23 protein-coding genes are annotated in these 23,409 nt (G+C 72.0%); 5 read left to right on the top strand and 18 right to left on the bottom strand.

Features of this window, described 5'->3' with window-relative positions:
• Positions 1-316 precede the first annotated feature (316 nt).
• Entirely contained in the window at positions 317-1,201 is an 885-nt protein-coding gene (locus VH969_RS04960) for a coiled-coil domain-containing protein (protein WP_331971052.1), read from the bottom strand.
• 42 nt (positions 1,202-1,243) lie between these two features.
• On the opposite strand from VH969_RS04960, the gene VH969_RS04955 reads away from it, so the two are divergent.
• Positions 1,244-2,254 carry a quinone-dependent dihydroorotate dehydrogenase gene (locus VH969_RS04955; protein WP_331971050.1) on the top strand — a complete coding sequence of 337 codons (1,011 nt, stop codon included), beginning with the start codon at positions 1,244-1,246 and terminating at the stop codon, positions 2,252-2,254.
• A 7-nt stretch (positions 2,255-2,261) separates the two neighbouring features.
• Here VH969_RS04955 and pspM read toward each other — a convergent pair whose 3' ends face one another.
• The 9 genes from pspM to VH969_RS04910 form a co-directional block, all read right to left on the bottom strand.
• Positions 2,262-3,104, bottom strand: coding sequence for a phage shock envelope stress response protein PspM (gene pspM, locus VH969_RS04950; protein WP_331971048.1), 843 nt, complete (start codon positions 3,102-3,104; stop codon positions 2,262-2,264).
• Between the two features lie 34 nt (positions 3,105-3,138).
• Positions 3,139-3,987 carry a PspA/IM30 family protein gene (locus tag VH969_RS04945; protein WP_331971047.1) on the bottom strand — a complete coding sequence of 283 codons (849 nt, stop codon included), beginning with the start codon at positions 3,985-3,987 and terminating at the stop codon, positions 3,139-3,141.
• A gap of 163 nt (positions 3,988-4,150) precedes the next feature.
• Positions 4,151-4,819, bottom strand: a complete 669-nt coding sequence (locus VH969_RS04940) for a hypothetical protein (RefSeq protein ID WP_331971045.1) — start codon at positions 4,817-4,819, stop codon at positions 4,151-4,153.
• 48 nt (positions 4,820-4,867) lie between these two features.
• Positions 4,868-5,338 (bottom strand): helix-turn-helix domain-containing protein, encoded by a 471-nt coding sequence (locus tag VH969_RS04935; protein ID WP_331971041.1) that lies wholly within the window; start codon positions 5,336-5,338, stop codon positions 4,868-4,870.
• Positions 5,339-5,512: 174 nt separating this feature from the next.
• Positions 5,513-6,043: a CinA family protein gene (locus VH969_RS04930; protein ID WP_331971039.1), complete on the bottom strand. Its 531-nt coding sequence runs from the start codon at positions 6,041-6,043 to the stop codon at positions 5,513-5,515.
• Positions 6,036-6,635, bottom strand: coding sequence for a CDP-diacylglycerol--glycerol-3-phosphate 3-phosphatidyltransferase (gene pgsA, locus VH969_RS04925; protein WP_331971037.1), 600 nt, complete (start codon positions 6,633-6,635; stop codon positions 6,036-6,038). Before pgsA ends, VH969_RS04930 begins: the two co-directional genes overlap by 8 nt.
• Positions 6,632-8,134, bottom strand: coding sequence for a 30S ribosomal protein S12 methylthiotransferase RimO (gene rimO / locus VH969_RS04920; RefSeq protein WP_331971033.1), 1,503 nt, complete (start codon positions 8,132-8,134; stop codon positions 6,632-6,634). Before rimO ends, pgsA begins: the two co-directional genes overlap by 4 nt.
• A 30-nt stretch (positions 8,135-8,164) precedes the next feature.
• A complete protein-coding gene (locus tag VH969_RS04915; RefSeq protein ID WP_331971031.1) occupies positions 8,165-9,040 on the bottom strand; it encodes a dioxygenase family protein in 876 nt (291 codons plus the stop codon).
• On the bottom strand, positions 9,037-10,044 hold the full coding sequence (locus VH969_RS04910) for an iron-containing alcohol dehydrogenase (protein ID WP_331971028.1): 1,008 nt from the start codon (positions 10,042-10,044) through the stop codon (positions 9,037-9,039). Before VH969_RS04910 ends, VH969_RS04915 begins: the two co-directional genes overlap by 4 nt.
• Before the next feature lie 68 nt (positions 10,045-10,112).
• Between VH969_RS04910 and VH969_RS04905 the strand changes: the two genes are divergently transcribed.
• Complete coding sequence (locus tag VH969_RS04905; protein WP_331971026.1) at positions 10,113-10,625, top strand: amino-acid N-acetyltransferase; 513 nt, start codon at positions 10,113-10,115, stop codon at positions 10,623-10,625.
• Positions 10,626-10,728: 103 nt separating this feature from the next.
• A complete protein-coding gene (locus tag VH969_RS04900) occupies positions 10,729-11,175 on the top strand; it encodes a phospholipase (RefSeq protein ID WP_331971024.1) in 447 nt (148 codons plus the stop codon).
• Between the two features lie 48 nt (positions 11,176-11,223).
• Here VH969_RS04900 and VH969_RS04895 read toward each other — a convergent pair whose 3' ends face one another.
• The gene (locus VH969_RS04895; protein WP_331971021.1) at positions 11,224-11,736 is read right to left on the bottom strand and encodes a DUF5684 domain-containing protein; all 513 of its coding nucleotides are present in this window, start codon (positions 11,734-11,736) and stop codon (positions 11,224-11,226) included.
• A gap of 149 nt (positions 11,737-11,885) precedes the next feature.
• Positions 11,886-14,378: an FtsK/SpoIIIE family DNA translocase gene (locus VH969_RS04890; protein WP_331971018.1), complete on the bottom strand. Its 2,493-nt coding sequence runs from the start codon at positions 14,376-14,378 to the stop codon at positions 11,886-11,888.
• A gap of 109 nt (positions 14,379-14,487) precedes the next feature.
• Between VH969_RS04890 and VH969_RS04885 the strand changes: the two genes are divergently transcribed.
• Positions 14,488-15,315, top strand: a complete 828-nt coding sequence (locus VH969_RS04885) for a lysophospholipid acyltransferase family protein (RefSeq protein ID WP_331971016.1) — start codon at positions 14,488-14,490, stop codon at positions 15,313-15,315.
• Positions 15,316-15,346: 31 nt separating this feature from the next.
• On the opposite strand, the gene VH969_RS04880 is transcribed toward VH969_RS04885, so the two are convergent.
• Positions 15,347-15,832, bottom strand: a complete 486-nt coding sequence (locus tag VH969_RS04880) for an Lrp/AsnC family transcriptional regulator (RefSeq protein WP_331971014.1) — start codon at positions 15,830-15,832, stop codon at positions 15,347-15,349.
• A gap of 70 nt (positions 15,833-15,902) precedes the next feature.
• On the opposite strand from VH969_RS04880, the gene VH969_RS04875 reads away from it, so the two are divergent.
• Positions 15,903-16,898, top strand: a complete 996-nt coding sequence (locus VH969_RS04875; RefSeq protein WP_331971011.1) for an EamA family transporter — start codon at positions 15,903-15,905, stop codon at positions 16,896-16,898.
• Positions 16,899-17,089: 191 nt separating this feature from the next.
• On the opposite strand, the gene VH969_RS04870 is transcribed toward VH969_RS04875, so the two are convergent.
• The 5 genes from VH969_RS04870 to VH969_RS04850 form a co-directional block, all read right to left on the bottom strand.
• Positions 17,090-18,772 (bottom strand): ribonuclease J, encoded by a 1,683-nt coding sequence (locus VH969_RS04870; RefSeq protein WP_331971008.1) that lies wholly within the window; start codon positions 18,770-18,772, stop codon positions 17,090-17,092.
• Positions 18,769-19,782, bottom strand: a complete 1,014-nt coding sequence (dapA, locus tag VH969_RS04865) for a 4-hydroxy-tetrahydrodipicolinate synthase (protein ID WP_414638427.1) — start codon at positions 19,780-19,782, stop codon at positions 18,769-18,771. Before dapA ends, VH969_RS04870 begins: the two co-directional genes overlap by 4 nt.
• A gap of 18 nt (positions 19,783-19,800) precedes the next feature.
• On the bottom strand, positions 19,801-21,279 hold the full coding sequence (locus VH969_RS04860; protein WP_331971002.1) for a serine/threonine-protein kinase: 1,479 nt from the start codon (positions 21,277-21,279) through the stop codon (positions 19,801-19,803).
• A 79-nt stretch (positions 21,280-21,358) separates the two neighbouring features.
• A complete protein-coding gene (locus VH969_RS04855) occupies positions 21,359-21,985 on the bottom strand; it encodes a TIGR03085 family metal-binding protein (RefSeq protein ID WP_331970998.1) in 627 nt (208 codons plus the stop codon).
• 25 nt (positions 21,986-22,010) lie between these two features.
• On the bottom strand, positions 22,011-23,409 hold a 1,399-nt coding region (locus VH969_RS04850; protein WP_331970995.1), incomplete at its 5' end, for a serine/threonine-protein kinase.

The following is a 23,409-nucleotide window of genomic DNA, read 5'->3' as shown; positions in this document are numbered from 1 at the left end:
CGCCGTGAGTTGAATCGCGGCAAAAATCTTTGTCGACTCGGGCCCGCGCCACGTAATCTCGCGGTACACGAGAAAGGAGGTGGTCCAACGGTGATATCCCAACGGACTCGTGAGGTGGCTGTCCGCTAGGACCACCAGAACCCGGACATTGGATTGGCCGGCTGCGCAACACGGCTGACACCGGCTCTGCTGGTGCCGTAGACGCGCGGTGTGGTCGGCGAATACCAGGCAGTCACCCGGCCCTCGGAGCTCTCAGGGACTAGTCCGACCCTGGGCCCGCGATCATCGATCACGGGAGCAGCCCGAGGGCCGTTTTCTATTTGCCGCCGAGATCGTCGAACGCCCGCTCGGCCTGCTGCACGAGCCGCCAGGCCTGGCTCGCGCGGCGCTCCGCGTCCTTCACCGACCTGCTCGCCGAGCCGACCCGCCGCCGGGCCTCCTTCTCCCGCCCCTCGGCCGCGTCGAGCTCCTCGTAGATCCGCCGGACCTCCTCGGTGGCCTCGTCGGCCAGCCGCTGGGCCTCAGACAGGATGCGCTCCTCCTCCGCGCGGTCGGCCTCCGCCTCCTTGACCGCGGCGCGCGCCTCGTCCAGCTCCTCGCGGGCCCTGGCGAGCTTCTTGTCCTGCTCGGCCTTCTCCTTGTCGGACAGGCCGGCCTGCTTCTTGGGCTTCGTGGCCCTCGCCGGGCGCGCGACCGGGACGCGCTCGCCGGACGCCTCCGGCCACGCGGCCACCGCGGCGGCGAGCTCCTTGGCCGAGGTCAGCCGCCCGGCGAGCAGCACGCGAGCGACGTCCGCGTCCGCGATGGCGGTCGTGAAGATCTCCTCCAGCTCCCGGGTCACCGACTCGGTCAGCGCGGACCCGTTGAGCTTGCCCGCCTGCTTGACCAGCGTGTTGACCAGCTGGGTCCGTTTCTGGGACAGCGCCTTCAGGTCGGCGCCCGCCAGGTTCGCGTGCGCCTCGCGCAGGGCGTCGCCCAGCTCGGCGACCTGGTCGACGTCGGAGCCGGCGTCGCGGGCGAGCTGGTTGGCGAGCCAGGCGGACGTGGTCGGCTTGGCGAGCTTGTCGATCGCGGCGGCGAGCTTCGGGTCGCCGGCCGCCTTCGCGGTCTTGGCGAGCTCCTTGCGCCGGGGCGTGAAGTCCTCCCGCGAGCCGGCGTAGAGCTCGTCGGCGGCGGAATCCAGGTCGACGGTGTCGGGCACACCTCCATCTTGGCGCCTCGGCGCCGATGAAACGATGGTCGGGTGGTCTACCAGCACGTTCTGCGCCCCGCGTTGTTCCGGACAGGCGGCGGCGACCCCGAGATCGCCCACGAGCGCACCATCGGAGCGCTCTCCCGCCTGGGCCGGGTGCGGCCACTGGTGGCGGGGCTGCGTCGCCTCTACGGCGGGGCGGCCCCGCGCACGGTGTTCGGCGTTCGGTTTCCCGGGCCGGTCGGGCTCGCGGCGGGTATGGACAAGAACGGGGTCGCGGTCCGCGGGTGGCCGGCCTTCGGGTTCGGGTTCGTGGAGGTCGGGACCGTCACCTGGCATGCGCAGCCGGGGAACCCGCGGCCCCGGCTGTACCGGCTGCCCGCGAGCGAGGCCGTGATCAATCGGATGGGGTTCAACAACGCGGGGGCGTCCGCGCTCGCCGGGCGGTTGCGATCGCTCGGGCCCGCGCCGGTGCCGGTCGGGATCAGTGTCGGGCGCTCCAAGGTCGCCGAGGATGCCGAGGCGGACTACGTCGCCTCGGTTCGCGCGCTCTGGCCCTATGCCGACTACTTCGCCGTCAACGTGAGCTCGCCCAATACGCCCGGGTTGCGGGGGTTGCAGGACCGGGCCGCTCTGGACTCGTTGCTGTCGGCCGTGGTGCCGGCGGCCGAGGGGCGGCCGGTGCTGGTGAAGATCGCGCCGGACCTGTCGCTCTCCGCCGTGGAGTCCGTGTTGGACGTTTGCCACTCTCGGGGGGTGGCCGGGGTCATCGCCACCAACACGACACTGTCCCGCGCCGGCCTGTCCGGTGTGGACAGATCGGTGTCGCAGCCTGGAGGTTTGTCCGGGCGGCCGCTCTTCGCTCGGGCGCTGGAGGTTGTCTCGTTCGTCGGCAAGCAGACGGATCTGCCCGTCGTGGGGGTCGGGGGGATTCTCTCCGCGGACGATGCTTTGCGGATGTTCGATGCCGGGGCCTCGTTGGTGCAGGTCTATACCGGGTTCATCTACCGGGGGCCCGGGCTGGTCCGGCGCATCAACCGGGAGTCCCGGGTGCGTTCGTGAGGCTGTCTCAGCCGGCTGCGTCCGAGAGTTCGCGCAGCGCGACCGCGAGGCCCGCCAGGTGATCCGTCGCCTCGGTCAGCTCCCGCTTCGGGCCGGGGGCCGAGCTCGCGGCCACCACCCTGCCCGCCGCCGCCACCAGGCTTCGGTAGCCGTCCAGGCCCTCGTCCAGTTGCGCCTTGAGGCGGGCGATGCCCTCCACCAGCGGGCCGCGCTCCAGGGGCGGGGCGTGGTCGCGCGCCAGCTCTACCGCCACCAGCTGGGACGCCACCGCACGCAGGGCGTTGGCCGCTTCCGCGCTGGTGTTGCCCGCCTGCTCGATCGACTCCGCGGGCACGGCCGACGGTGGGGCGGACAGCTGCGCCAGCACCTGCGCCAGCGCCTTCTCGGCCTCGGCCAGGCGCTTCATCGGTTCCCTCGCCGCCGAGCCCTTCGGGGGCATGGCGGCCGGCGCGACCCTGGCCACCGCGGGGATGCCGGCGCGGGGATGGCGGGCATCGAACTCGCGTTGGGCGTTCTTCGCGAGGCTCAGCTTGACGATCGAACGAACGGTGATCACCGCGGTGACGAGCGTGGCCGCGATGGCGCCGAACAACGCGTCCAGCTCACCGTCGGCCACCGCCCCCGTGCCGACACCGACGATCAGCAGGCCACACAGCATCGTGATCAGCAGCCACGCCGTGAGCCAGCGCGACGCCCACACCCGCTTGCGGGCCAGGCGCCTGCGCTGGCGCTCGATGCGTGCCTGCTCGTCGCCCCGGCGGGTCCACGCCTCGGTGACCTGCTGCATGACCTGGCCGTTGATGTACCGGTTGGCCAGCTGGGTCAGCTGGTAGAGCTCCCGCCCGCGCATCGCACCGACACCTCCCCGCCGCCGAACGACAAGCTCAGTTGGTCTGGCCGTTCGCCTTCTGCTCCTGGGCGACCCGCTGGGCGATCTCGGCCTCGATGTTCGACGTGGACCCGGACGAGGCCTTCGTGTTGGAGCCGCTGGTGACCTGCGGGGCGACCGAGCCACCGGCCATCGACGCGCGGATCTGCTCCAGCCGCGACTGGCCGGCCATCTCGGTGGTCGACGCCTGGACCTCCATCATGCGGCCCTGCACCGAGTTCGACGCCAGCTCCGCGGAGCCGAGGGCGGTGGTGTAGCGCTTCTCGATCTTGTCCCGGACCTCCTCCAGCGACGGCGTGTTGCCCGGTGCCGCGAGCTCGCTCATCTGGTTGAGGCTCTTGGAGACCTGCTCCTGCATCTTCGCCTGCTCGAGCTGGCTCAGCAGCTTCGTGCGCTCGGCGAGCTTGTTCTGCAGCATCATCGCGTTGCGCTCGACCGCCTGCTTGGCCTGCGTGGCCGCCTGCAGCGCCTGGTCGTGCAGCGTCTTCAGGTCCTCGATGTCCTGCTCGGCCGTGACGAGCTGCGTCGCGAACGACTGCGCGGCCTGCTCGAACTGGGTGGCCTTCGCATCGTCGCCCTTGGCCCGCGCCTCGTCGGCGAGCACCAGCGCCTGGCGGGCGGAGGACTGCAGCTTCTCCACGTTGCCCAGCTGCCGGTTGAGCTTCATCTCCAGCTGCCGCTGGTTGCCGATCACGGCGGCCGCCTGCTGGGACAGCGCCTGGTGCTGACGCTGGGCCTCCTCGATGGCCTGCTGGATCTGTACCTTCGGGTCGGCGTGCTCGTCGATCTTCGACGAGAAGGCCGCCATGAGGTACTTCCAGAACTTCACGAACGGGTTGGCCATCTCCTCCGCCTGCCTTCTCCGTGCTTGTCCGCTACTGGCTGCCACTCCAGGCCGCTTGCGCAGTTGGTATGGCAACGCCCCGTCATCGCTGTGGGTTCCATCGTGTCAGGTTCGCGGGCGTCCCCACCACCGGACCCGGCCGAAATCAGGTACCGATTCAGGGTTAGCCCTGACCGTCCGGACCGATCTCAGGGTTGGCCGCCCGACGCACTTCCACCAGGCCCGCCCTCAGGGCATCGAGCCTACCCGTGAGCGCGGCGGTGGAGTCGTCGCTCGTGTCGACGGCCGTGTCGGCGATCAGCTCCGCGAGCTCGTCGCGGGCCTGTTCCAGCTCCGTGACCGTGGCCTGCATCTTCGCGAGCAGCGCGTCCCGCCTTTCGCGCCGGCGCCCCGCGGCGGCGATCCGCGCGGAGACGGCCTCGTGCGATCGGGTCAGGTCGGCGGCCGCGGGCCGGCCCCGCGCCGCCGCGAGCGCGGCGGTCAGCGCGCGGCGTTCCTCCTCCAGTGCGGGCACGGGGATGCGGGCGAGCGCGTGGTCGAGCTCGGCGACCTGGCCCGCGGTCAGGCGCAGCTCGGCGACGACCCCGGCGGCGTCCTCGCCGATCCCGTGCGGTGCGGCGTGCTCGCCCAGCGTGGCGCCGAGCTCGCGCAGCACGCGTTCCCCGCGGGACACCCACACCTGGGCCGGGCTGCCCATGATCGGCTTGCGGGCACCCGGGGCGGCGTCGTCGACGACCTGCCGGCGGGTGCTGCGGATCATCAGCGGCACGCTCACCACCGCCGCGATTCCGATCACGACGAGGACCACGACGAGCACGGTGGTGGGCAGCACGAACCTCCGGTTCCCAGGCCAGAACCGGAGTCTAGTGCGGAAGAACGATCAGGCGGCGAACACCGCGCCAATGGTGCGACCGCCGATGGAGGCCTCCATCCGGTGGCTCAGCACCGGCTGAATCCGCAGGTCCGCCAGGTTCTCGCCGACCATCGCGGGCACCAGGCGGCCGCCCTCGACCTCCTCGACCGACGCGCGCGGGCCGTCCGCGGCGTCCATCGCGTCCATGGCCTCGGTCCGCTCGGTCCGCTCGGCCGGCTCCGGCACCGAGTGCTCCACCGAGTCCAGTGCCCCCATGTCACTCGCCACGTGGTGCAGCAGCTGCGAGAGCGGCAGCTCCAGCGCGTCGCAGATCGCCGCCAGCAGCTCGCTCGACGCCTCCTTGCGGCCACGCTCGACCTCGGACAGGTACCCCAGGCTCACCCGCGCCGCACGGGAGACCTCTCGGAGCGTCCGGCGCTGGTTGGTGCGGGCATGACGGAGCCGATCACCGATCGCCTCACGCAACAGCACGGCCATCGCGCGCCTCCCTCCAAGATCAACCGCCCGAACGGCGGGTCCGGCACAGTGACCACGTTACCGAGACCGCTCGATCATCGGCAGCGACAACACTGCGCGTCCGCCACAAGCGAACGACCGAGCGCACCCCGGTGTTCCCGAACAGTAGTGCCCGAACCTGGAACCGTGCTCGAATCAGGCCGTCACCGGCTCCGCCAACTGGGCGCTGAGCAGGTCGAACGCCGCCCGTGCCGCAGCGGCACGCACCTGGTGGCGGTTCCCAGAGACCTCGATGGTGCGCACGGACGTCCCGCCGCCCCAGGCCACGGCCAGATGGACGACGCCGGGCGCCACCCCGTCCTGGGGGTCCGGACCGGCGACCCCGGTGAGCCCGATGCCCCAGCTGGACCGGCACGTGGTCCGCGCGCCCGCGGCCAGTTGCTCGGCGATCAGCGGATGCACCGCGCCGTGCTCGGCGAGGGCGTCGGCGGCCACGCCGGCGAGGTCGGTCTTGAGCTGCGTCGCGTACACGACCAGCCCGCCGCGCACGACCGCGCTCGCCCCGGGCACGCTGGTCAGCGCCGCCGCCACCAGCCCGGCGGTGAGCGACTCGGCGGTCGCGACGGTCTCCCCGCGGTCGCGCAGGGTCGCGATGAGAGAGGTCAGGCTTTCGGGGTCGACGCCGAGCAGGTCGGCGAGCGGGTTCACCGGGCGTGCGCTATCCACGGGCGCGTAGTCGGATGGCCCGGATGACGTAGTCGACGCCCGTGACGATGGTCAGCACCACCGCGACGATCATCGCCGTCCACTCGATCGGATCGAACCATTCCGGCAGCGGCAGCAGGAACAGGCCGATCGCGATGATCTGCGCGAGCGTCTTGGCCTTGCCGCCGTAGCTCGCCGCGATCACGCCGTACCGGATCACCCAGAACCGCAGCAGCGTCACGCCGACCTCGCGGACCGCGATCGTGATCGTCACCCACCACGGCAGGTCGCCGAGTATGGACAGGCCGAACAGCGCCGCACCGGTCAGCGCCTTGTCGGCGATCGGGTCGATGACCTTGCCGAAATCGGTGACCAGACCGAACTTGCGGGCCAGCCGGCCGTCCACGTGGTCGGTGACCGACGCGACCGCGAAGACCAGCGCGGCCGCGAGCCGCCAGCCGAGCGACTCCGGGTCCCAGAACAGCGTCAGCAGGAAGACCGGCACCAGTGCCAGCCGGGTCACGGTCAGGATGTTGGCGATGTTGACCAGCGGTACCTGGACCGCGGCCACGCCGACCTCCGGCGACGTTCCGTCCGCCGGCGTCGCACTCACGACGAACCCTCGCGGGCCCGGTGTCGCCGCTCGCGGTCGTCCCGTGACATCGATTCGCTCGCAAGCTCGCTCATGTGCGACGCCCCCGCGGTCGAAACCGCCTCGACCGGCGCCACGATCAGGTCGACACCCTCCGAACCGATCACCTTGCCCCGAACCAGGTCGCCCACCATCAGCTCCACCTCACCGGTGAGAAGGCACTCGCCGTCCACCTCAGGTCCCTGGTGCGCGGCCCGTCCGACGCACTCGTCGTCATCTACCCGTTCGACGAGGACCAACACCTCATCGCCGACCCGATCCTCGGCCCGTTGCGCGGTGAGCTGCTCGACCAGGTCCGACACCCGCGCCACGCGCTCGGCGACGACCTCCGGATCGTGCTTGCCCGACAGCTTCTCGGCCTCCGTGCCGTCCTCGTCGGAGTAGCCGAAGACCCCGACGACGTCCAGCTGGGCCTCGGTGAGGAAGTGCGCCAGCTCGGACACGTCGTCCTCGGTCTCGCCCGGGAACCCGACGATCACGTTGCTGCGGATGCCCGCGTCCGGCGCGAGCGAGCGGATCTGCTCGACCAGCGCGAGGAACGACTCGGTGCCGCCGAAGCGGCGCATCCGGCGCAGCACCGTGGCGCTGGCGTGCTGGAAGGACATGTCGAAGTAGTCCGCGACGCCGTCGGTGCCGGCGATCGCGCGCAGGAGGCCAGGCCGGGTCTCCGCCGGCTGCAGGTACGACACGCGCACCCGCTCGATGCCGTCGAGGCCGGCCAGCCGCGGCAGCAGCCGCTCCAGCGCGTCGGGGCCGCCGTGCTCGCGGCCGAGGTCCTTGCCGTACGACGTCGAGTTCTCGCTGACGAGGAACAGCTCGCGCACGCCCTGCCCGGCGAGCCACGCGGCCTCGGCCACGATCTCGTCCGGCGGGCGGGACACGAACGCGCCGCGGAACGACGGGATCGCGCAGAACGAGCAGCGCCGGTCGCAGCCGGACGCGATCTTGAGCGCGGCGACCGGGGAGTCGTCGAGGCGCCTGCGCAGCACGCGCGGGCCCCAGCCGTGCCCGGGTACCGAGACGTCGGCGACGGCCGGCCGCTGGACCGGCGTGATCGGCAGCAGCGTGCGGCGGTCGGCCGGCGTGTGGGAGGCGACGGTCCGGCCGGCGACCACGTCGTCCAGCCGCTCGCCGAGTTCCGGGTAGTGGTCGAAGCCGAGCACCGCGGCCGCCTCGGGCAGGCTCTCGGCGAGCTCGCTGCCGTACCGCTGCGCCATGCAGCCGACCGCGACCACCTTCGCGCCCGTCTCCGCCGCCTCGAGCAGCGCGTCGACCGAGTCCTTCTTCGCCGACTCGACGAAGCCACACGTGTTCACGACGATCACGTCGGCGTCCGTGCCGTCGGTCAGCGCCCAGCCGCCGTCCGCGAGCCGGCCGGCGAGCTCCTCGGAGTCGACCTCGTTGCGGGCGCACCCGAGAGTGAGCAGGGCGGCACGACGAGACGGTGGTGGTTCGGGCACGGGTCTCAGCGTAACCGGCTGCGGCCGGGGTCAGCGGTCCGCCGCGAGCACGATGTCGAAGCGGGCGGTGTGGAACGGCTCGGCCAGCTCCCGGCCGTCCGGTGCGCGGCAGGGTTCGTGCCGCTCGAAGTCCACGATCAGCGGCCGCTTCACGCCGAACACGGCGTCGTCGTCGAGGTGCGCGCTGTCGGCGGTGAACACGTGCGTGACGAGCGTGCGGTAGCCCGGCGCGGACACCATGAAGTGCACGTGGGCCGGGCGCATCGGGCCTCGCCCGGCCGCGGCGAGCAGCTCCCCCACCGGCCCGTCGTCCGGGATCGGGTACGCCTCCGGGTGCACCGACCAGAACGCGTACCGGCCCGCGCCGTCCGCGCGCAGGCGCCCGCGGCCGCGCGCGTGGTCGAGGTCGGCGTACTGGACGTCGTAGCGGCCGTCCTCGTCGGACTGCCAGATCTCCAGCACCGCGCCGGGCACCGGCTCGCCGGCGGTGTTCGTGACCGTCCCGCTCAGGTGGCACGGCGTGCCGGGCGCGCCGCCGGAGATGTCGTCGCCGAGCGCGAACTCCGGGGCACCCGCGACGAAGAACGGGCCGAGCACGGTCGACTCCGTGGCGGCCCGCGTCGATGGCCCGCTCGCGAGCTCGCGCCCGCCGGTGGGATGGTTGATGTCGATCACCGCCATCGACGCGCCGAGCACGTCGGACAGCAGGATGAACTCCTGGCGCTTGTCGTCGCACAGCTGGCCGGTGCGGGTGAGGAAGTCGATCGCCGTCGCCCACTCGTCCTCGGTCAGCTGGACGTCGGCGAGGAACGCGTGCAGGTGCCGGACGAGGCTGGTCGCGATCTCCCGGAACCGCTCGTCCTTTGCCCCGTCGAACGACGCGACGACCCTGTCCTCGAGGTTCATGCGGGCCACCTTCCTTCGTATGCGGCCGCCAGGACACCGGCGGCCGCCGGCAGGCGCTCGACGGCGTCGGCCAGGTCCTCGTCGTGCATGCCGATCGCGCGCAGGCTCGTCGGCGCGCCGACCCGCTCCGCGAGCTCACGCAGCCCGGACACCTCTCCCGCCGCCGTGTACGGCAGCAGCACGGCGTGGGTCGGCGCGTGCGGCAGGCCGTAGAAGCCGCCGAGCGCGTGGCACAGCTTGTGGTGCGGGCCCGACCCGGCCACGGCGAACGCCGACGCCGCGAGGTACGCGCCGTAGCACGCCTCGGCGCGGTCCTGCTCGGCGACCGCCTTGGGCAGGCCCGCCGTGAGCACCCGGATCGCCTCGCGGCCGATGACCGCGGTCACCGGGTCGGCGGCCAGCCCGCGCACGGCGTGGGCGAGCGCGTTCATCCCGCTGGCCGCCGTGATCGCGGGCGGCAGGCCGACGGTCAGCTCGGGGTCGTAGACCACCAGGCGGGGCACCACGTCGGGCGAGTGGCCGGTGCGCTTGGCCCCGTCCTCGGTCCGGCCCCAGACGGGCGTCATCTCCGAGCCCGCGTACGTCGTCGGCACCGCGACCACCGGCACCCGCATCGACAGCGCCACGGCCTTCGCGGTACCGGTCGACGACCCGCCGCCCACCGACAGCAGGCAGTCGACGTGCCCGCGGGTGGCCGCGTCCAGCGCGTCGCACGCGACCTCGGCCGGCACGTGCTCGCGCACGCCGGTGAACACGTCGACCACGGGCAGCTCCGCGGTCAGCTCGCGGGCGAGCGGCTCGGCCCGCTTCGTGGTCAGCAGCAACACCTTCGACACCCGCAGCGCGCCGACCTCGCCGGTCAGCGCCGTGCGCGCGGTACCCGCGCCGAACACCACGCGCCCGCCGAAGTACGTCCTCGTGAATGTCTCCATCAGACCGCCCGTGCTTCGGGGGTGGTACTCCGCACCGAGCACCGCGACGACCCGGCCCGCGCTACCCGGCACCCACCCTCGTTCCGGGCCGGGTGGGTGTCAATGGTCGCACCGGTCCGGCCGCCGGTTAGGTTGGAGTGGTGGGTGATGCGCTCGTGGTCCGGCGCGCCCGGATCGGCGACGTGCGGGCCATCAAGTCGGTCATCGACACCTACGTCGGCAAGGTGTTGCTCGCCAAGGAGCTCGTCACCCTCTACGAGGACGTGCAGGAGTTCTGGGTGGCCGAGCTCGACAGTGGCGACGGCCCGGAGCTCGTGGGCTGCGGCGCGCTGCACGTGCTGTGGGAGGACATCGGGGAGATCCGCTCGATCGCCGTGCTCCCCCACGCGCTGCGGCTGGGTGCGGGCCGGCGGCTGGTCGAGCGGCTGCTCGCGGTAGCGCGGGAGCTCGGGCTCGCGCGGGTGTTCGTGCTGACCTTCGAGACGGAGTTCTTCGCGCGCTTCGGCTTCGTGGAGATCGACGGCGCCCCGGTGAGCCCGGAGGTCTACGACGAGATGCGCCGCTCGGCCGACGAGGGCGTCGCGGAGTTCCTCGACCTGCCCTACGTCAAGCCGAACACCCTCGGCAACGCGCGCATGCTGCTGGAGCTGTGAGACTCTTTCGATACGAAGATTTACACCGTTAGATGGTTACGAGTTGGCGATCTTCCTGGCGTAATGAGTGGGTCCCTGCACCCCTCACGAGGGAGATGTCTCCGTGGCCACGAAAACCCTGCGTCGTGCCGCCCGGGCAACCATCGCCGCGATCGGCGTGAGCACCGCGCTGGTCGCCGGCACGATCGTCAGCGATGTCGCGTCCGCCGCAACCATCCCGCAGATCACCGACCAGTACCTGTTCAGCACGAGCCTCAGCAGCTTCCAGAACCTCCGCGTCCAGAAGCCGTACGACGGCCAGCTGGACTGGAGCTCGGACGGCTGCTCGAACTCGCCGGACAACCCGTTCGGCTTCAACCTCGTGAAGGCCTGCTACCGGCACGACTTCGGCTACCGCAACTACAAGCGGCAGGGCCGCTTCACGGAGGCCAACCGCCTGAGGATCGACAACAACTTCAAGGACGACATGTACGAGGTCTGCAACGGCAACTGGGCGTGCGACCGCTTCGCGGACTCGTACTACTGGGCCGTTCGCCAGTTCGGCGGCTGATCGTCCGTCGTCTCGCGGCGGGGCGTGCCGGCAGGCGCGCCCCGCTTCTCATCGCGGCGGGTACTGCTGACCCAGGTACTGCTGACCCGAGTACTGCTGACCCGGGTACTGACCGGCGTACGGCGGGCCGGCCTGCTGCTGCGCCGGATACTGCGCTGGATATTGCGCCGGATACTGAGGCGGGTACGGCGGCTGCTGCGCGTACGGCTGCTGGGGTGCGTAGGGCTGACCCGGGTGGTACGGCTGGGGCGGCTGGAAGTGCGGCGGGGCCGGGTACCCGGGCACGGGGTGGCCACCGGGGCCGTAGGCGGTGAAGTTCGGGTCGGCGATCGGGCCGACGTACCGCGCGCCGCTCCAGGCGAGGATCGGCATGCCGACGAACGGCAGCAGGATCAGCAGCACGGCGAACCCGCCGCCCTTGCCGAACGCCTTCGCCAAGTCGATCATGACGATGATCGCGAAGACGACATTGGCCACCGGGACGAAGAACATCGCCAGCCACCAGCCCGGCCGGCCGACGATCTTGAGCAGCACGTAGACGTTGTAGAACGGCACGATCACGGCCCACCCCGGCTGGCCGGCTTCGTGTAGACCATCCAGTAGCTCGCGATCAAGAAGCCGAGGATCGCCAACTCGAAGACGATTTCGATGATTCCCACGTCGCCCCCTCATGTATCGAGGGCGGAAGCTTACCGAACGAACCGAAGTGGTTACTCACCGTCCTCGTCGGGTGGGGAGCCGTTGCGGATGAGGTAGAGGACGGAGTCCAGCTCGTCCGGCTTGATGAGCACGTCGCGGGCCTTCGAGCCCTCCGACGGGCCCACGACGCCGCGGCTCTCCAGCAGGTCCATCAGCCGGCCCGCCTTCGCGAAGCCGACACGTAGCTTGCGCTGCAGCATGGACGTCGAGCCGAACTGCGAGGTGACCACGAGCTCGGCGGCCTGCAGCAGCACGTCGAGGTCGTCGCCGATGTCCTCGTCGATCTCGCGCTTCTCGCTCGCCTTGGCCGCGGTGACGCCCTCGGTGTACTCCGGCTGCGCCTGCTCCTTGACGAACGAGACCATCGCGTTGATCTCCTCGTCGGTGATGAACGCGCCCTGGATGCGCACCGGCTTCGAGGCGCCCATCGGCAGGTACAGCCCGTCGCCCATGCCGATCAGCTTCTCCGCGCCCGGCTGGTCCAGGATGACCCGCGAGTCGGTCAGCGACGACGTCGCGAAGGCCAGCCGGGACGGCACGTTGGTCTTGATCAGGCCGGTGACCACGTCGACCGACGGCCGCTGCGTCGCGAGCACCAGGTGGATGCCGGCCGCGCGGGCCTTCTGCGTGATCCGCACGATCGCGTCCTCCACGTCGCGCGGCGCGGTCATCATCAGGTCGGCCAGCTCGTCGACGATCGCCAGGATGTAGGGGTAGGGCCGGTACTCCCGCTCGGACCCGGGCGGCGCGGTGATCTCGCCGGAGCGCACCTTGCGGTTGAAGTCGTCGATGTGGCGCACCCGGTTGGCCTGCATGTCCTGGTAGCGCTGCTCCATCTCCTCGACGAGCCAGGTCAGCGCCGCGGCCGCCTTCTTCGGCTGCGTGATGATCGGCGTGATCAGGTGCGGGATGCCCTCGTATGGCGTCAGCTCGACCATCTTCGGGTCGACCAGCACCATCCGGACCTCGTCCGGCGTCGCCCGCGCCAGCAGGGAGACGAGCATCGAGTTGACGAAGCTCGACTTGCCGGAACCGGTCGAGCCCGCGCACAGCAGGTGCGGCATCTTCGCCAGGTTCGCGGTGACCATGTGGCCCTCGATGTCCTTGCCGAGGCCGATCACCATCGGGTGGGTGTCCTTGACCGCGGTGGACGAGCGCAGCACGTCGCCGAGCCGGACCATCTCCCGGTCGGAGTTCGGCACCTCGATGCCGACCGCGGACTTGCCGGGGATCGGGGCCAGCAGCCGGACGTTGTCGGTCGCCACGGCGTAGGCGATGTTCTTGGTCAGCGCGGTGATCTTCTCGACCTTCACGCCGGGGCCGAGCTCGACCTCGTAGCGGGTGACGGTCGGGCCGCGGGTGAAGCCGGTGACCTGCGCGTCGACGGAGAACTGGTCGAGCACGCCGGTGATCGCCTCGATCATGGCGTCGTTGGCCCGGCTGCGGGACTTCGGCGGGTCACCGCCGGCGAGCAGGGTCGGGTCGGGCAGCTTGTAGTCGCCGTCCACGACGCGGGTGAGTGTGAGCTGGCCGGACTCCTTGGGCGGCGCGGTCTCCTTGACCTGCTCGGGCTTCGGTCGCTTGCGTGGCGGCGGGGCGGGCGGCTCGGGTGGCGGCGGTACGTCCTCGACACCGGTCTCGAGGGCCGGGTCCGCCATCGACGCCTGGCGGCGACGGGACGGCCGGCGGAGCTTCGCCTCGGCGGGCGGCGCCTCCTCCTCGCCGGGCAGGTCTATGCCCTCCTCGTACTCCTCGTCGCCGGGCTCCATGCCGAGCTCGCGCAGGCGGGTCGGGATGTCGCGGAACCGGGTGCCGGTGAACACGAGCACCCCGAAGCCGAGCACGAGGACCAGCAGCGGGATCGCGACCCACGGCGTGACGCCCTTGGCGAGCATGCCGCCGGAGACGTACCCGAGCGCGCCGCCGGCGTACATCCGGCCCTCGTTGTCGTCGGGCATGTCCGCGAAGAGGTGCAGGATCCCCAGGAACGCCATGATGAACAGCAGCGAGCCGATCACCAGCCGCGGCCGCTTCTCCGGCTGGGGGTCGGAGCGCATCAGCGTGATGCCGATGACGAGCACGACCATCGGCAGCGCCATCGCGGCCGCCCCGACCACGCTCCGCGCGGCGAACTCCAGCCAGCCCCCGACGGGGCCGGCCGCGTGCCACCAGATGCCGGCGCCGGCGATCACGCCGAGGGCGATCAGCCCGAACGCGAGCCCGTCGCGGCGGTGCGCGGGGTCGAGGTCCTTGGTCCGGCCGACCGTGCGCGCGAGCCCGCCGACGCCCTTGGCCAGCAGGATCCAGCTGCCCCGCAGCCCGCGGCCGACCGCGCGGCTCAGTCCGCCCTTGCGCCGGGCGGGCGTGCGCCGGGCGGGCCGTGACGCGGGCCGGCTCCGGCTCCGCGAGGAGGAGGACCGGGACCGGGATGCCGACGTCGACCGGGAGCCGCCACGGGAGCTACCGCCCTTGGAGGTCCTGGAGGCTGCTGTCCGGTTCGCCATACTCCACACGGTAGTCGGCCTTCACCACATGAGTCACTTCTGCCACACGGGCATCTTCCGTGACGAGGGCACCCGATACCGCCCACGCGGTCCGTGCGATGCTCCGCACATGGTCGCGCTGTTCCGCCGCACAACCGAGCCGACACGCCGTACCGAACGCATCTCCCCCGTCTGGCGGGCGTGCACGTTCGTCGACCGGGGCTTCGTCCGCCTCGTGGGCAGAATCGAGGTCACCGGCTCGATCCCGCCCGACCTGCGCAACCAGCCGGGCCTGATCGCGGCGAACCACATCGGCATGTTCGACCCGTTCGTGCTCACCGCCGCGTTGCGCGAGGCCGGCGTCAACCCGCGGTTCCTGCTGACCGGCGGGCTGCTCGACACACCCGTGATCGGCTGGGGCCTCAAGCACGGCGGCAGCATCCGGGTGGACCGCGGCAAGAGCAACGTGGCGGAGGCGTTCGAGCGGGTCACCACCGCGCTGCAGTCGGCGTCCGGCCCGGTGCTCGTCTACCCGGAGGGCCGGGTCAGCCGCGAGCCCGGGCTGTGGCCGGAGCGCGGCAAGACGGGCGCCGCACGGATCGCGCTCGCGGCGAAGGTGCCGGTGCTGACGATCAGCCAGTGGGGCGCGCACGAGGCGGTGTACTGGGGCACGGAGAAGGTGACCAGCTGGCGGGACTTCCTGCCACTGCTGATGTCCTGGCTCCGCGCGATCCGCGACCGGCCGACGTTCAAAGTCCACTTCGGACCGGTGGTGGACCTGTCGGACCTGTCCCCGGCGACCCCCGGCGACGCGGTCCGCGCCCACAAACGGATCATGGAAGCCATCACCGAGCGGCTCGTCCCGCTGCGCCCGGAGGAGCCGGACACCCCGAACTTCCAGGACCCGACCCGGCCGACCGACAGCTACTCCCCCTGGCGCCCGAAGCCCCCGCGGTGACCTCCGGCGCGCGTGTCCCAGCGAGACGCCGCTACGGACGCAGGGCGCGGGTCGGGATCGACGCGCCGGTGCGGATCGCGTCGAGGACGAACAACGTCGAGTACTTGCGGACGTTGGGCGTGTCCATGAACAGCCGCTCGGAGATCTCGTTGTGGTGGGCCAGGCTCGACGCCGCCAGCACCACCACGTAGTCCCACTCGCCGTAGACCGAGTACACCTGCTGCACCTCCGGCGCCGCCAGCATCCGGCGGTGGAACGCCTCGTGCAGCCGGCGCGACTCGCGTTCCACCTGGACCAGGCACACGGCCAGCACGAGGTCGGGGCTGAACCGCGGGTCGAGCACGGCCGACGTCCGGGCCAGCAGGCCCGAGGCGCGGTAGCGCTCCATCCGCCGCTGCACCGCGCTCGGCGAGAGGCCGACGAGCTCACCGAGCTCGCGCAGCGTGCGGCCGGCGTCGGCCTGCAGCTCGGTCAGCAGGTGGTGGTCGGTGTCGTCGAGAACGAGCTTCCTGGGCACGCAATATTTTTGCGCGCGGCCGGGATTCTTTTCAATCGCGACCACGGGTACATGCCGTAACGTCGTAGACGTGACCACTGAAGCCGTGACGAAGGTTACGCCGCAGCGGGCTCCGAAACACGCCGGGCGCGGCACGGTCCTCGTCGTGCTCGCGTCGGTCTCCTTCGGCAGCTCGGGCCCCCTGGCGAAGCCCGCGATGGACGCCGGGCTGAGCCCGCAGCAGGTCGCGAGCGTCCGGATCGGGCTGGCCGCGCTCGTGCTGCTGGCCGTCGTGGCGGTGTGGCGGCCGGCGTTGCTGCGGGTGCGGCGCTCGGACTGGAAGCTGCTGGCCGGCTACGGGCTCGTCGGCGTCGCCGCCGTGCAGATGCTCTACTTCGCGGCCGTGAGCCGGATCCCGATCGGCATCGCGATGCTGCTCGAGTTCACCTCGCCGATCCTGGTGGCGCTGTGGGTGCGGTTCGTCCGCCGTACGGTGCTGTCCGCGCGCATGTGGGTGGGCACGGCACTCGCGATGGTCGGGCTCGCGATGGTCGCGCAGGTCTGGGACGGCCTGCGGCTGGACGCGCTCGGCCTGCTGGCGGGCGTCGGCGCGGCGCTGTGCGCGGCGACGTACTTCCTCGTCGGCGAGCACGGGGCGAACACGATCCAGCCGCTGGGCCTGGTCACCTGGGGCATGGTCGTGGGTGCGGTCGCGACGTTCGCCTTCGCGCCGCCGTGGACGCTGCCGTTCGCCACGTTCGGCGCGGCCGCGGAGTTCGGCCCGTGGCAGGTCCCGGTGTGGGTGCTGCTGGTGGCGTGCGCGGTCGTGTCCACCGCGCTCGCGTACCTGCTGTCGATCAGCGCGCTGCGCGACCTGCCGGCGAACGTCGTCAGCGTGCTCGCGCTGCTGGAGCCGGTCGTGGCGACCAGCCTCGCCTGGCTGATGCTGGGCCAGGCGCTGACCGCGGTGCAGCTGGTCGGCGCGGCGGTCCTGCTCACCGGAGCGACCGTGGTACAGCTCGCCGCGCGCAAGCCGGTCGTCCCGGATCTCCCTCCGCGGATGGAGGCGGTTCCCTCCGTGGACTGAGGTGGGGCCCCGCGTCACGGCGGGATGCTTGCGAGCGATACAGCAACAGCCCCAGCTCGTGAGTAGGTGACCGGCCATGCATCCCACGCGACGCGAACAACGCAAGGCCCGCCGGGCGCTGCTGCGCCAGATCCTCGCGGTCGGTGCGGCCGTGCTCGTCGCCGCCCTCTCCCGGGCCTGACGCCTGACGCCTAGACCGGGATGACCGTCGGAACGATCATCGGGCGCCGGCGGTAGCTGTCGGCGACCCAGCGGCCCACCACGCGGCGCACGGCCTGCGCGATGCGGTGCGTGTCGGTGATGCCCTCCGCCTCGGTGCGGGACAGCTCCTGCTCGACCAGCTTGACGGCCTCGTCCAGCGCCTTCGGGTCGTCGGAGAAGCCGCGGCCGGACACCGTCGGCGGGCCCAGCGCCCGGCCGGTGTTGGAGTCGACGGCCACGGTGATCGCGATGAAGCCGCCCTCGCCGAGGATCAGCCGGTCCGAGAGCGTCGACTCGCCGACGTCACCGACCGACAGCCCGTCCACGTACACGTGCCCGACCTCGACCCGGCCGCTGACGCGCGCGCGGCCGTCGACGAGGTCCACGACCACGCCGTCCTCGGCCAGCACCACGCTGTCGGCCGGCACGCCGGTCGCGATCGCCAGCGCCGCGTTCGCCCGCAGGTGGCGCCACTCCCCGTGCACCGGCATGACGTTGCTCGGCCGCACGGCGTTGAACAGGTACAGCAGCTCCCCCGCCGACGCGTGACCGGAGACGTGCACCTTCGCGTTGCCCTGGTGGACGACGTCGGCGCCGAGCCGGGCGAGGCCGTTCACGACCCCGAACACCGCGGTCTCGTTGCCCGGGATCAGCGAGCTCGCGAGCACGACCGTGTCGCCGGGCCGCACTTGGATCTGCCGGTGCTCGCCGCGCGCCATCCGCGACAGCGCGGACAGCGGCTCGCCCTGCGAGCCCGTCGACACGAAGAGCACCCTGTGCTCGGGCAGCTCCATCGCCTCGTCGAGGTCGACGAGCAGGCCCTCGGGCACCCGCAGCAGCCCGAGCTCCGCGGCGATGCCCATGTTGCGCACCATCGACCGGCCGACCATCGCGATCCGCCTGCCGTGCCGCAGCGCCACGTCGAGCACCTGCTGCACGCGGTGCACGTGGCTCGCGAAGCAGGCGACGATCACCCGCTGCTGCGCCTGCGCGATGACGCGGTCGAGCACCGGGCCGATCTCGCGCTCCGCCATCACGAAGCCGGGTACCTCGGCGTTGGTCGAGTCGACGAGGAACAGGTCCACGCCCTCGTCGCCGAGCCGGGTGAAGCCGCCGAGGTCGGTGAGCCGGCCGTCCAGCGGCAGCTGGTCCAGCTTGATGTCGCCGGTGTGCAGCACGAGCCCGGCCGGCGTGCGGATCGCGACCGCGAGCGCGTCCGGAATGGAGTGGTTGACGGCGAAGAACTCGCAGTCGAACTCGCCGAACACCCGCCGGCCGCCCTCGGCCACCTCGACCAGCGTCGGGTCGAGCCGGTGCTCGCGGCACTTGGCGGCCACCAGCGCGAGCGTGAACCGCGAGCCGACCACGGGCACGTTCGGCCGCTGGCGCAAGAGGAACGGCACCGCGCCGATGTGGTCCTCGTGGCCGTGGGTCAGCACGATCGCGTCGATGTCGTCCAGCCGCGGCTCGATGGCACGGAAGTCGGGCAGGATCAGGTCGACGCCGGGCTGCTGGTCCTCGGGGAACAGCACGCCGCAGTCGACGATCAGCAGCCGGCCCCCGTACTCGAAGACCGTCATGTTCCGGCCGACCTCGCCGATGCCGCCGAGCGCGACGACGCGGAGCCCGCCGTCGGCGAGTTCGCGCGGCGGCTCCAACTGCCCGTATGTCACCGATGGACCTGCCCGGCGCTGGTGTGGGTGGTGGTCGCGACGTACGCGGCCGCGGCGTCGGCCTGGGCCACGCGCGCGGCGGCCACATTGGACGGTGGCGCGTCGGCCAGCGGCACGCCGGCGTCGCCCAGGTCGGCCGCGATCGCGGCGACCTGCTCGGCCGACGCGGGCGGCAGCGGCAGCCGCGGGTCGCCCGCGTCGTACCCGCGCATGCGCAGCGCCGCCTTCCCGAAGATCACGCCGCCGACCCGGCCCATCGCCCGGCACACCGGCAGCAGTCCACGGTGGACGGTGCGGGCGGTGCTCACGTCGCCCGCCTCGTAGGTCTCCAGCAGCCGGCGCAACCGGCCCGCGACCACGTGCCCGATCACGCTCACGAACCCGACGCCGCCGACCGACAGCCACGGCAGGTTCAGCGCGTCGTCGCCGGAGTAGTACGCGAGGTCCGTGCTGGAGATGACCTCGCTGCCGGCGAACAGGTCGCCCTTGGCGTCCTTGACGCCCTGGATGCGCGGATGCTCGGCGAGCCGGCGCAGCGTGTCGACCTCGATCGGCACGACCGAGCGCGGCGGGATGTCGTAGAGCATGTTCGGCAGCCCGGTGGCGTCCGCGACCGCGGTGAAGTGCGCCAGCAGCCCGGCCTGCGGCGGCCGCGAGTAGTACGGGGTGACCACGAGCAGCCCGTGCGCGCCGGCCTGCTCGGCCTCGCGCGCGAGGTGCACGGAGTGCGTGGTGTCGTACGTGCCGACCGAGGCGACGACGCTCGCCCGGTCCCCGACCGCGTCGACGACCGCGCGGACCAGCTCGCCCTTCTCCGCGTCGGAGGTGGTCGGCGACTCGCCGGTGGTGCCGTTGACCACCAGGCCGTCGTTGCCGAGGTCGACCAGGTGCGTCGCGAGCCGTTGCGCGGCGTCCAGGTCGAGTTTCCCGCCGGCGTCGAACGGGCTCACCATCGCGGTGAGCACCTGACCGAAGGGCCGTCCTGGCTTGGCGGTCGGGCACGTGTTCATGGCCATGACGCTACCTCTTCACCCGACGTGGGACCGGGTCAGCTGCTCGCCTCCGGACCGGTACAGCACGCAGACCACCGCCCGGTCGTCGTCCCAGCCGCGCTCGGTCGGGATCACGGCCCGGTAGCGCAGGCCGGACTTGTCGCCGGTCACCAACTTCGAGTGGAAGATCAGCGTGCACAGCCGCTCGGTGTACGCGCTCAGCTCGGCGGGGTCGGGGTAGCTCGCGTTCGGGAAGTCCTCGTAGTCCTCGGGCGCCTGCAGCTGGTTGTCCGAATGGTAGAACTGCAGGTCGTGGGGCTCGGCGCAGTCGACCTGCGCGCTCTCGGTGATCCGCTGGCCCTTGATCAGCCGCCCGTTGAGGCACGCGTCCTCGGGGTAGCTGTTCCACGTCAGCTGCGGCAGCGTCCCGTCCCTGCCGTAGGTGATCGTCGGGTCCATGCCGGCCGGGCGGCCGGAGTCCGCCGCGGGCTGGACCACCTGGTGTGTGAAGAAGCCGCCGGCGAACAGCCCCGCGGCGACCACGACCGCGAGGACGAGGAGGAGCGCGGTCCGCCCGCCGGACCGGCGCCTCGCCGGCACGGTCATCGCGAGGTGGCTCGTCGGTGGGACGGGCGCGACGGTCGTGGCGGTGATCCCGCCCGGCGGCGTGCGGGTTGCCCGGGCGAGCAGGCCACGCACCTGCTCGGCGGACAGCCGTGCCTGCGGCACCGTGTTGAGCAGGCCCATGATCACCGACGCGAGCGGGCCCTGGCAGCGGGTCAGGTACGGGACCTCGTTGACGATCGCGTGCATGGTCGCCGCCGTGGACGAGCGCTCGAACGGCGAGTACCCCTCCACCGCGTAGAACAGCACGGCCGCGAGCGCCCACAGGTCCGAGCTCGCGTCGGCCGCCACGCCCTTGATCCGCTCCGGCGCGAGGTAGGTCGGCGAGCCGACGAGGATCCCGCTCGTGGTCAGCCGCGGGTCGTCGGTGGACTGGGCGATGCCGAAGTCCGTGAGCTTCACCCGGCCGTTGGGCAGGACCATGATGTTGCTGGGCTTGACGTCCCGGTGCACGATCCCCGCCGCGTGCGCGGCCTCGAGCGCGGAAAGCAGCTGCTCGGCCAGCCGCGCGACGGCCTCCTGCGGCAGCGCCCCGCGCTCGCGGACGATCGTCGACAGCGTGGGCGCCTGGATCAGCTCCATCACGATGTAGGTGTTGCCGCCCTCCTGCAGCACGTCGTACACCGTGACCACGCCCGGGTCGTTGAGCCGGCCCGCGGTCCGCGCCTCGCGCAGCACCCGCTCCTCGAGGACCTTCCGCTCGTCGTCCGCCACCCCGGCCGGCAGGTGCAGCTCCTTGATCGCGACCCGCCGGCCGATCATCCGGTCCTCGGCGAGCCACACGATGCCCATGCCGCCGCGGCCGATCTCGTGCAGCAGCTCGTAGCGGTCCGCGAGCACGCGGCGGCCGGCGGCCGGCACGGTCCGCGCCTGTGTGGGGTCCTGTGTCACCTCGACCCTCCTCCGGTCCGGTGTGTCCCCTCGGACCGGCCAGAAGGATGTCAGGTTCCCTGGAACCGGCGAACGGCGGCTACAGGCTTCGCATGAGCCCCTTGACCCGCGCGATCGCGGACTGCTCGCCCTCGAACTCGACGTGCACCGCGTCCCGGCCGAACGCGAACAGCAGCAGCTCCACCGGCTCGCCGGTGAGGAGCACGGTGTTCGGCCCGCGCTTGACGACGGTCTCCTTGCCGTCCGGCCGGCGCAGGACCAGGCCGACCGGGCTGCGGCGCAGCGTCATCCGTCCGGCGCGGGAGACGCCGGCCCAGGCCGCGCCGTCCCGCGCGCGGTCCGGGTCGCGTGGCTTCCAGTTCGGCTGCGCGCGCCGCACGTCCTCGTGGTGGACGAGCAGCTCGACGCTGTTGACCATCCGGTCCACGAACGGGACCCGGGTCGGCGACAGCGCGGGCGGGCCGGTGCGGACCAGCTCCACGAGCTCCGCCCACGGCTTGCGGGCGTAGCCGTCCTGCACCCGCTTGGTGTACGCGGCCAGCGGCGCCAGCAGGATGCCGCCCGCCGCGTCCGGCCGGCGCTCCCGGACGACGAGGTGGGCGGCGAGGTCGCGGGTCAGCCAGCCCTCGCACAGCGTCGGCTCGTCCGGGCCCAGCTCGGTGAACAGATCGCACAACGCGGCACGTTCGTCGGTGGAAACAGCCATGCGCCAGACATTACGCGCGGGCACGTCACGGCTGGTGCAGTTGCTGCTTCTCCAGCTGGCTGTTCGGGTCGCGGCTGGTGATCAGGCAGTAGATCGTCCGGTCGCCCTCGTCCGAGCTCGTGTCGGCCTGGGCGTCCCAGGACTCCTCGGTCGGGTAGAGCGAGGCGTAGGACAGCGCGTTGCGGTCGGCGCCCTCGAGCAGGTTGGTCCGGAAGATCATGGCGCAGATCGACTCGGCGTAGGTCCGGACGTAGTCGACGCCCGGGTAGTCGAGCTCCGAGGAGTTGAACACGTCGTTCTCGACGACCTCGAACTCGTGCGGGTTGGCGCAGTCGGAGCTGCTGCCGGACGGGTAGCGCCTGCCCTCGCGCAGCTGGGCGGCGGAGCAGGAGCCGGCGGTCAGCTCGAACTGGTCGATCTGCCCGCCCTGGCCGTAGGTCAGCACCAGGCCCTTGGCGTCGTCGACCGGCTGGTCCGCGGCCATCAGGGCGCGGCCGCCGAACCAGCCTCCGACGAGCCCGGCGACGAGCGCGACGACCACGGCCGCGATGAGCAAGCCCGTCCGGCGCGGCGGCGCCGGGCGGTTCGGGCCGGTGGCGAGCTGGGTGGCGCCCGGGCTCGGCAGCATCGACGTGCGGCCCGGGTAGCCGGCCGCGTTGAGCACGGTCTGCTGCGTGCCGGTCGGCGGGGTCTGGGTGGCCTGCGCGAGCAGGCCGCGGGCCTGCACGGCGGACAGCCGGGCCTGCGGCGTGGAGTTCAGCAGGCCCATGATCACCGAGGCGAGCGGGCCCTGGCAGCGCGTGAGGTACGGGACCTCGTTGAGGATCGCGTGCATGGTCGCCGCGGTGGACGAGCGCTCGTAGGGCGAGTGGCCCTCGACGGCGTAGAACAGCACGGCCGCGAGCGCCCACAGGTCCGAGCCCGCGTCGGCCTCCGCGCCGCGCAGCCGCTCCGGGGCGATGTAGCTGGGCGAGCCGACGAGGATGCCGCTCGTGGTCAGCCGCGGGTCGTCGGTGGACTGGGCGATGCCGAAGTCGGTCAGCTTCACCCGGCCGTTGGCCAGCACCATGATGTTGCTGGGCTTGACGTCCCGGTGCACGACGCCGGCCGCGTGCGCGGCCTCGAGCGCGGAAAGCAGCTGCTCGGCCAGCCGCGCGACGGCCTCCTGGGGCATCGGGCCCTGGCGGCCGACGATCGCGGACAGCGTCGGAGCCTGGATCAGCTCCATCACGATGTAGGTGTTGCCGGTCTCCTGCAGCACGTCGTACACGGTGACGACGCCTGGGTCGTTGAGCCGTCCCGCGGTCCGCGCCTCGCGCAGCACCCGCTCCTCGAGGACCTTGCGCTCGTCGTCCGGCACCCCGGCCGGCAGGTGCAGCTCCTTGATCGCGACCCGTCTGCCGATCGTGTTGTCCTCGGCGAGC

The sequence above is a fragment of the Actinophytocola sp. genome (genome assembly GCF_036555685.1).
Lineage (GTDB): Bacteria > Actinomycetota > Actinomycetes > Mycobacteriales > Pseudonocardiaceae > Actinophytocola.
Note: the sequence above shows the minus strand (reverse complement) of the source record. Positions and strands in the feature narration are given on the sequence as shown.